This window comes from Shewanella waksmanii ATCC BAA-643 (assembly GCF_000518805.1).
GTDB classification, from domain to species: Bacteria; Pseudomonadota; Gammaproteobacteria; order Enterobacterales; family Shewanellaceae; genus Shewanella; species Shewanella waksmanii.
Genome location: NZ_JAEH01000076.1, coordinates 1 through 9331, shown reverse-complemented (window position 1 = coordinate 9331; position 9331 = coordinate 1). Strand labels below are relative to the sequence as shown.

The following is a 9331-nucleotide window of genomic DNA, read 5'->3' as shown; positions in this document are numbered from 1 at the left end:
TTTTTGTCATCGAATGATGGTACCCGAGGCCGGACTTGAACCGGCACGCTTATTCAGCGAGGGATTTTAAATCCCTTGTGTCTACCAATTCCACCACTCGGGCAAAGTGTGTTTTACCGCTTACGCACTAAAACATTAAAGTGGAGGCGCGACCCGGAGTCGAACCGAGATCGACGGATTTGCAATCCGCAGCATAGCCATTCTGCCATCGCGCCTTAGTAGATTGGAGCGACATATCGGGTTCGAACCGATGACCTATACCTTGGCAAGGTATCGCTCTACCAACTGAGCTAATGTCGCAAACCATTTCTAACTTTGCAATCAATGTTCTGCTAGAGGCTTTCCCCTGACTGCGGAATGGCATTCTACCGATTTAGATGCCAGTGTCAACGCTATATTTACGAATAAATTACTGCTTGAACACTAAATGATCGCATTGCATTTTAATTATGCGATTCTGCAGTTAAATCACCCCACGCTGCGCGAATATAACTCACCATAGACCAAAATGTCAGAACCGCTGCAACGTAAAACAGAGCGATAGCTAGATAAGTAAGCCATTCATTGGGCTGCCAAATTAATCCAACGATCGCCACCATCTGTGCAGCAGTTTTATACTTGCCTATCCAAGATACCGCCACAGCCCCACGTTTACCGAGCTCAGCCATCCACTCTCTTAACGCAGAAATGACAATCTCGCGACCAATCATAAACAAGGCCGGCAGGGTCAACCAAATACTATTGTAATGGGCAACCAACAAGACTAAAGCGGTGGTCACCATAATCTTGTCTGCAACAGGATCTAGAAAAGCACCAAAGCGGGTAGATTGTTTTAATTTACGCGCAGCATAACCATCTAAGGCGTCAGTTACAGCAGCTAACCAGAAAATAAAGGCAGCAGCAAACGCTGACCAACTGTATGGCAAATAAAAAACAACTACAAAAACAGGCAATAAAAACAACCTGAAAAGAGTTAACGCAATAGGTACATTAAACGGCATGTGGTAACCAATTTTCCAAAAGCAGCGCCAATCTTGCCTTAATTTTCTTACCCTCGCAATGCATCGTGTATTGTTTGCGCCATTTCTATGCTAATTCCGGGAACTTTTGCTAGTTCTGCCACACTTGCTCCCTTCACTTCCTGTATGCCACCTAAATATTGCAGTAAGGCCTTACGACGTTTAGGTCCAACCCCTGAGATAGATTCCAGTGTGGACGTATTGCGGGTTTTCTGCCTTTTATTACGGTGCCCTGTTATCGCAAATCGATGCGACTCATCCCTTATGTGCTGCACTAAATGCAATGCAGGCGAGTCTGCTGCCAAATTAAACGCTATTTCGCTTTCTCCATAAATAAGCGTCTCTAGGCCAGGCTTTCTGCCCTCGCCTTTTGCTACACCAATTAATAAGGGGGCGTGGGCTAAATGAGCAAATTTTTGGTCGACCACTTCTTGTGCAATACGCAGCTGCCCTATCCCGCCATCGATAAACAGAATATCAGGTACTTTTGCGCTGCTTGTCAGTTTATCAAATCGTCGACTGAGCGCCTGCTTCATCGCAGCATAATCGTCGCCAGGTGTGATTCCATTGATATTGTAGCGCCGATAATCTGATTTACTCGGCCCTTCTCGATTGAACACTACGCACGATGCGACTGTGCTTTCACCCATTGTATGGCTAATATCAAAACACTCCATACGTTGAATAAGCCCACCGTATTCAATGGCCTCTTCTAGCAGTACGAAGCGTTGCTCTACCGTATTTTTATGACTTAAGCGACTCGTTACTGCATTAGTCGCATTGGTGTCTGCGATACGTAAAAAGCTGGCACGCTCACTACGTACATTGGTTTTAATGCTTATTTTCTTTGACAATGCTTGGGAGATAGCCGCTTCGCATTCAGCGATTTCTTCAAATGACTGGCTTAGAATAATCTCTGTTGGCAGGGTTCTTTGGCTTTCGGTATTGAGGTAAAACTGCAGCATAAATGCGCGCAAGATCTCACCTAAGCTGGTTTGTGCTGGTATGTCAGGATAATAGCTTCGACTACCAAATATTTTGCCATTGCGGACAAACAATAGATGGAAGCAAGCAATTCCCGATGCGAAATGCACGCCAATGACATCCATATCACCACTTTGATTAGATACTTCCTGCTGCTGAGTTACCCGGCGAAGCGCCGAGACCTGGTCTCGATATAGTGCTGCCTTTTCAAACTCTAATGCCTGTGATGCCAAATCCATTTGAGAGACTAGCTCACCCATGACTTGTTGATCTTTGCCTTTAAGAAACAAGCTCGCTAATTTAACCTGCGCGGCATAATCTTCATCACTGACCTTACCTACGCATGGCGCACTGCAACGACCTATTTGATATTGTAAGCACGGACGAGACCGCGCCTTATAATAAATATCTTCACATTGGCGAATAGGAAATATCTTTTGTAATAAATGTAAACTTTCTCGTACTGCGCCACCATTTGGATACGGCCCAAAATACTGACCTTTCTCTCGTTTGACACCACGATGATAAGCCAACCTTGGGTGTTTGTGACCACTCAATAAGATATAGGGGTACGACTTATCATCTCTGAGCAATACATTGTATTTCGGCATGTATTGCTTGATGTAATCATTTTCTAGGATCAGCGCATCGGTTTCACTATGTGTCACAGTGACATCGATATCGGCGATATGAGAAACTAAGGCTTGGGTTTTAACATTAGGTATATTGCTACGGAAGTAACTTGTTAAACGTTTTTTGAGGTCTTTGGCCTTACCCACGTATATTACTGTATGAGATTTATCGTACATGCGATAAACCCCAGGAGAAGATGTCACCGTTCGCAGAAAAGCTTTAGCGTTAAAAGTATCTGTCATCTAATACGCTACAGACAATTAAAACTGTCCAGTATCAAGCATTTTATAACGAATCGCTAAGCGAGTGAGCTCTACATCACCACTAATGCCTAATTTGGCAAACAATCTATAGCGATAACTATTCACAGTTTTGGGGCTAAGATTAAGCTGCTCTGAAATCTCGTTGACCTTCTCACCACTGGTTATCATCATCATGATTTGTAGTTCACGTTCAGACAAAGACTTAAACGGGTTATCTTCACTTTGATTAAATTGGCTCAACGCCATCTGTTGAGCTATTTCTGGGGAGAGATAACGCTGACCATGTGCAACCTGTCTAATGGCTTGCAACACTTCCGGTGGCGTCGCGCCTTTGGTTAGGTAGCCAGAAGCGCCTGCCTGCATCACTTTGGTTGGAAATGGGTCTTCGGTATGGATGGTTAATACAATAATTTTGGCATGGGATTGATAGCGTAAAATTTTCCGTGTTGCCTCTAAACCACCAATGCCCGGCATATTCATATCCATTAATATGACATCCGCTTCATTACTGCGCGCCCATTGTACGGCAGTCTCGCCGTCACCCGCTTCGCCGACGACACTGATCCCACTTTCATCTTCTAGAATACGTCTTATCCCAGTACGGACAAGTTCGTGATCATCAACTAAATATACAGATATCAACCTTAGTTACCTTACTTAATGCTGGCTAAATGATTGTGGGTAAATATGAGACTTGATACTAATTTATCCTAAAGTCGACGATTATGAAAGATCTAACTGTAATAGCTAAGTCACTAAAAAATAAGCAAACAAAACCTATCTTAGCTAACTAACTGATCACAATATAATTCGCCAATCACGTGCGCAAATAGTAGACGAAAAGTGATGTTTTATCGCCAATCTATAAACAACTATTCTTAGTGCTTCTAATACCAATCAGTATACACATTTAGTCACTCAGTGAGAGTTTAGCGGTTCTGAGGCAAGGCAACGAGTGAAGAGCATAGTTATTCTACGGTTAAGCTCGTTAACACAGCATCAGGATTGCTAAAACTCGCCATTCTGGCGCGTTTTTGGCTACCTACTTCTGCGTTGAATAACCTCACAAGGGAGCAACCATTGTTTCAGTACTCACTTTGAATTAGCCGGCCTTGAATTAGTTTGCCAAAAGCACGCTGAGTAGATCAAATTCTTATACTGATTGGTATAACTAAAAAGAGATTAGCGATTTAGTTTAAGGTAAAAAAACCTGCACTAGGCAGGCTATCTTTGATAAAAACCGCTTATGCCTTGCGAACAAATTTAGACTTAAGCATCATTTGGCCATGGCCATCGACTTTACAATCGATATCATGGTCAGCATCCACAAAGCGTTGAATAACCGCTTTAGTACCCACTTTTAGTACCAAAGATGAGCCCTTAACTTTAAGGTCTTTAATTAGCGTGACCTTATCGCCTTCGGCCAACAAGTTACCTACTGCATCCTTAAGAATAATCGCGTCAGGATCAATAATCTCTTCATTAGGGTTCCACTCATGAGCACATTCTGGGCACACTAATTGCGAACCATCTTCGTAAACATATGCTGATTCACATTTCGGACAAGGTGGGATTTGGCTCATTGTTTTTACTCTTTACTGGAATTAGAACGGGCTAGATCTTCCTCACACGATATGAGAACCCTACCCATTTTGGACAAAGTATTATAGTCAATAAATTTTATTACTTCTAGATAGCAGATGTGCGCTAGTTAACAGACAACAAAACACGCTCAATGGTTTTAAACTGTTGAATTAAAAAAATTATAACCTGCAGTTATTAAAAAGCTAAATAACTTTCATTAGACCTTACTGGGAGCCAAGTTGATAATTTCATCACCCAATGATGCTACATCATTAATAGTTACTAGGTAAAAAGGACTTGTAATTCGCTTTGTACCATTGAGCTCGAGAGTACCTTAAAAGCTTCCTGAAAAATGCCCACTCATCATTCATTATTAAGGTTATAACTATGAATAGAATTCTGGTCGCAACCCTCGTTTCAGCAACAACCATCTCCGCACAGGCAGCACAGCATGAACACGCCGAACATCACCACCATGATCATGAACACGTCAATAGCAGCCAATTGATGAAAGGCAAAGGTAAAGCCGCTACACCGCATACGATCAAAGCCAATAGCGAGTTTACTAAAACACTGAATTTTAATGATATTGAGGTGTTTAAAAACAATGAACGAGGTCTAATTAAAACCTTTGATGAGCAACAATCGCGACATTTACATCATAGGTTTGACTCTCTTCATACCGGTTTAAAAAGCCATAATCTCGCCCCTGATACAGTTAATTCATCATTGTGGCGACAAGCACAAGCAAACTTTGCAGCCAATGGACTATATGAAGTAAAACAAGATATATACCAAGTACGGGGAATCGACTTAGCCTCAACCACATTTATCCGTTCAGACAGTGGCTGGATTGTTTACGATGTGTTGATGCATGACAAAGCCATGAGCGATGCCATGGATTTTTTCTTTAAACATGTGCCACAAGGTGGTGATAAGCCTATCATTGCCATGCTTTATTCACATTCCCATGTAGATCACTTTGGCGGCTCTCGCGCAGTGTTAGAACGCTTCCCGGATGTTAAGGCTTATGCCCCACATGAATTCCTATCTGAAGCCATTTCAGAAAATGTACTCGCCGGTAATGCCATGTCCCGCAGAGGTAATATTCAATACGGTGCGACATTAGGTCAAGCTTCAGCAACCGGTGCTGTAGATGCAGCATTGGCAAATGGATTCTCCGCAGGACCAAGCCACATGGTAACGCTAGTTCCCCCGCACGAAACCTTCCCTGCGGGGGATATTGAAAAATTCCATGAACGACACATTGACGGTGTCCAATTCGTTTTCATGGACACTGCTGGTACTGAAGCACCAAGTGGTAATGTCGCTTACTTGCCAGAACACCAAACGCTATGGACTGGCGAGATGGTGTATCAGGGTATGCATAACATCTATACCTTACGGGGGGCGAAGGTGAGAGATGCCTTGAAATGGTCAAAAGATATAAACGAAATGATCAATGCCTGGGGAGGAGACGTCGAGTACTTAATGGGTTCTCACTCTGCACCTATTTGGGACAACACCAATATTGTGCCGTATTTGGAAGCACAAAGAGATAATTACGGCTTCATACACAATCAAACGCTTCGCCTCGCAAATAGTGGGATGGGTATCCAAGATATCGGCGCCAAGATTGATGCAGAATTGCCAGACTCACTGCGTAAACTTTGGCACACCAATGGCTATCACGGTACCTATTCTCACAATGCTCGAGCAGTGTATAACATGTACTTAGGATACTTTGACATGAATCCTGCCAACTTAAACCGCCTTTCCGTTAATGAAGAGGCCAATTTATTCACCCAAGCCTATGGCGGCTGTCAAGCTGGATATAAGACAGCTAAACAGCATTTTGATAACGGTAACTATCGTTTTGCTGGTGTGATGCTCGACCATATCGTGAGAGCTTGCAATGACTTTTCACCAGCACGAATGCTGTTAGCCGACAATTGGGAACAGCAAGGTTATCAGGCTGAAGGTGCAGGTTGGCGCAATACCTTTTTAACAGGTGCTCAGGAAGTGCGAATAGGTACTGTGACAACGGGTTCCGCAAAAACAGCATCTGTTGATATGTTAGCGAATATGACCGTAGGTCAGATATTAGATTACACCGCTATAAGGGTTGTCGCTAATCAAGCTGATGGAAACGACTTCTCAATCAATATCGTGCTACCTGATATCAATGAAAAGTATCGTGTTGATATGCGTCATGGCAACCTAAGTAATATCAAAGTAAAAACTTTAAGAGATGCGGACGCAACCTTAACCATTGACCGCTCTAGTGTGACTAAAATGATGTTAGGTGAAGCAAGTATTGAGTCACTAATAAAAGCCGGTAGCGCAACACTTGAAGGGAGTAAAAAACCTTTGAAAACGCTCAAAAATGCTACGGTAGAATTCGACCCATTCTTTGAAGTTATGCCAAGGCCTGATTCAGGAAAAGAAGTTGATAAAACAATTTATCAATAACTTAGCCTAGCGAAAACACAATCTACAGGGCGCTGGCTCATGCGCCCTTTCCTTTAGAGTTTTACCTTTTTTGAATAGGAGGCCCATGGAAGTTGTTAACACACTCATAAATGGCGATTTTGATTTAATTAAAAACTCACAATACCTACTACTTATTTTGACAGTTGTGCTTTTTCTCGAATCCGCATTTGTTTTTTTACCGCTACCAGGAGACAGCTTAGTTATATTTGCCGGAGGTATGATAGCACTCGGTGTTTTACCCCTGTCTGAAACCGTCATGCACCTCTCGGCTGCCGCCAGTATTGGTGGTTTTCTAGCTTACTGGCAAGGAAGAATGTTAAATCGCAGTCATTGTCACAAAAAAATAGTTACCATCCTACCTGCAAACAGTATGGAACGTGCATCTCAGTTACTCACTAAGTACGGCTTTCTATCGTTATTTGTGTCGCGTTTCATCCCTTTTGTTCGGGTACTCACTCCCATGATGATGGGATTGGGTAGGCTTAATCCACTGAAAGTGTTTATATCAAATTTAACAAGCAGCCTGCTTTGGATTTCGGCTCTATTAGTATTAGGAAAAGTACTCATCTTAAATCCAGTACTAGAAAGTTATCAGGCAACATTGCTAAAAGGATTGGTTGGCTTTAGTCTAGTTTTAATGATCATTGCCATGATTGGCATTGTCACCAGATTTTTCAAATATAAATCTAACCCACAGAGTGAATATGAAAAATTCAACTGAAATGCTGTCTTTAGTGCTTGGCATCGCGACCGTTACCGGCTTTATAGCTAAGGGTAATGAGTTACTCTCACACTCTTTGACCTCTTTTGCCGGTATAGCAACGACGGTCTTGCTACTTGCCGTAACGCTAGTGATGATTTTTGCCGTTGTGAGGCATGCTGACGCCTTGGCACATAAGTTGGGAGAGCCATACGGTACGTTAATTCTCACATTATCGGTCGTGCTACTTGAGGTGGCAATGATCTCCTCAGTCATGCTCACCGGCTCAGAAAACCCTGTCATGGCCCGCGATACCATGTTTGCAGTGGTAATGGGCGTGATGAACGGGTTAGTCGGGATCACATTATTAATCGGCGGGGTTAAATACCATTCTCAAAAGTATAATGTCCAAGGTTTAAAAGCCTATATTGCAGCGATAATACCAGTCGTAACCATCTGCCTAATATTACCTAGCTTCTCGTCGCAGGATGAGTTTGGTGGTATGTCGGGTATTATGGTATTCACACTGATAGTCACCTCAGTACTGCTTTACGGGGTATTCTTATTCATTCAAACAAGAAGCCATACAGACTACTTTATTAGCGATACTACAGAAGAAGAGGCCGAACATAATACTCACTCAATCCCCTATCACTCAATACTATTGGTATTAAACCTTATATTGGTCATAGGGCTGGCAAAAAGCCTGGCGATTCCTATCGATACCAGTATCGCTACATTTGGTGCTCCGTCTGCGCTCGGCGGCCTGATTGTCGCACTAATTATCTTGTCCCCTGAAGGTGTCGGCGCAATAAAAGCCGCACTGGACAATCAGTTACAGCGTGCAATGAATTTGTTTTATGGTTCAGTACTAGCAACAATATCCTTGACGGTTCCAGCTGTGTTACTGATAGGCCTTTTCATGGGTGAAACCGTTATACTCGGCCTTGGTACCACCGAAATGGTTTTATTAACAGCCACTGTACTAGTTTCAATGGTGACTTTTAGTAGCGGACGTACGCACCCGTTAAATGGCGCCACTCACTTGGTACTATTTATGGCCTATGTACTATTGATGTTCGATTAAACTAGCCATTGTAAGTATGACTTCATGGGCAACTTAAGTTAGTGATAAGGACGTCACTAACTAGTCTAAAACCCCATTAGCCTCGCTTTGCCCCTACTCTTGTGCATACTCAAGCCAGCCATTTATCAATATTGCCAACATGAACCCAACCGCTAACCTTGTTATCCCTAATGTAAACACACATTGATTAAGATTCATCTTTAAAAGGGTGCAAAAAGTCCTATTTGTGACAATAATGACCGCAACGAAAGAGTTAATTTAGAGCACCGGTATGGTAAGCCCCTAGTTATCTAGACACTTTCTAGTTTCTCAAAATACTGCTTTTCGAACTTCATTGGTGACAGTCCGTTATTACTACCATGATGGCGCACTGGATTATAGAAATATTCGATATAGTTAAATATTTCTGAGCGTGCTTCATCTCTGGTTTTATAGACTTTTCGCTTAACTCTATCCTTCTTTAGGAGTGAGAAAAAACTCTCTGCAACAGCGTTATCATGGCAGTTCCCTCTGCGGCTCATACTTGCTTCAAGGTTGTGTTCTTTAAGAAAACTACGCCAATCTGAAC

The 9331-nt window shown here is 42.6% G+C and carries 8 protein-coding genes and 3 tRNA genes; 3 read left to right on the top strand and 8 right to left on the bottom strand.

Annotated features, from left to right (window positions below):
- Window positions 1-17: 17 nt before the first annotated feature.
- The 7 genes from L865_RS0119665 to L865_RS0119635 all read right to left on the bottom strand — a co-directional run bounded on the left by L865_RS0119665 (window position 18) and on the right by L865_RS0119635 (window position 4482).
- Window positions 18-103, bottom strand: a tRNA-Leu gene (locus L865_RS0119665).
- A gap of 38 nt (window positions 104-141) precedes the next feature.
- Window positions 142-215: transfer RNA gene (locus L865_RS0119660), tRNA-Cys, on the bottom strand.
- A 9-nt stretch (window positions 216-224) separates the two neighbouring features.
- Window positions 225-300, bottom strand: a tRNA-Gly gene (locus L865_RS0119655).
- Between the two features lie 143 nt (window positions 301-443).
- A complete protein-coding gene (gene pgsA, locus L865_RS0119650) occupies window positions 444-1001 on the bottom strand; it encodes a CDP-diacylglycerol--glycerol-3-phosphate 3-phosphatidyltransferase (protein WP_028774797.1) in 558 nt (185 codons plus the stop codon).
- A 47-nt stretch (window positions 1002-1048) separates the two neighbouring features.
- A complete protein-coding gene (uvrC, locus tag L865_RS0119645) occupies window positions 1049-2878 on the bottom strand; it encodes an excinuclease ABC subunit UvrC (RefSeq protein WP_028774796.1) in 1830 nt (609 codons plus the stop codon).
- Between the two features lie 18 nt (window positions 2879-2896).
- Window positions 2897-3541, bottom strand: a complete 645-nt coding sequence (uvrY, locus tag L865_RS0119640; protein WP_028774795.1) for a UvrY/SirA/GacA family response regulator transcription factor — start codon at window positions 3539-3541, stop codon at window positions 2897-2899.
- 602 nt (window positions 3542-4143) lie between these two features.
- A complete protein-coding gene (locus tag L865_RS0119635) occupies window positions 4144-4482 on the bottom strand; it encodes a zinc ribbon domain-containing protein YjdM (protein ID WP_028774794.1) in 339 nt (112 codons plus the stop codon).
- 388 nt (window positions 4483-4870) lie between these two features.
- Here L865_RS0119635 and L865_RS0119630 point away from each other — a divergent pair, with 388 nt between their 5' ends.
- From L865_RS0119630 to L865_RS0119620, 3 genes are all read left to right on the top strand, one after another.
- Window positions 4871-6955 (top strand): alkyl/aryl-sulfatase, encoded by a 2085-nt coding sequence (locus L865_RS0119630; RefSeq protein ID WP_037471666.1) that lies wholly within the window; start codon window positions 4871-4873, stop codon window positions 6953-6955.
- 85 nt (window positions 6956-7040) lie between these two features.
- On the top strand, window positions 7041-7697 hold the full coding sequence (locus L865_RS0119625) for a DedA family protein (protein WP_028774792.1): 657 nt from the start codon (window positions 7041-7043) through the stop codon (window positions 7695-7697).
- Window positions 7681-8763 (top strand): calcium:cation antiporter, encoded by a 1083-nt coding sequence (locus L865_RS0119620; RefSeq protein WP_028774791.1) that lies wholly within the window; start codon window positions 7681-7683, stop codon window positions 8761-8763. Before L865_RS0119625 ends, L865_RS0119620 begins: the two co-directional genes overlap by 17 nt.
- Before the next feature lie 290 nt (window positions 8764-9053).
- Here the strand turns inward: L865_RS0119620 and L865_RS0119615 are convergent.
- Window positions 9054-9331 (bottom strand): IS3 family transposase (locus L865_RS0119615; protein ID WP_028772461.1); only part of this gene is annotated, 278 nt, incomplete at its 5' end.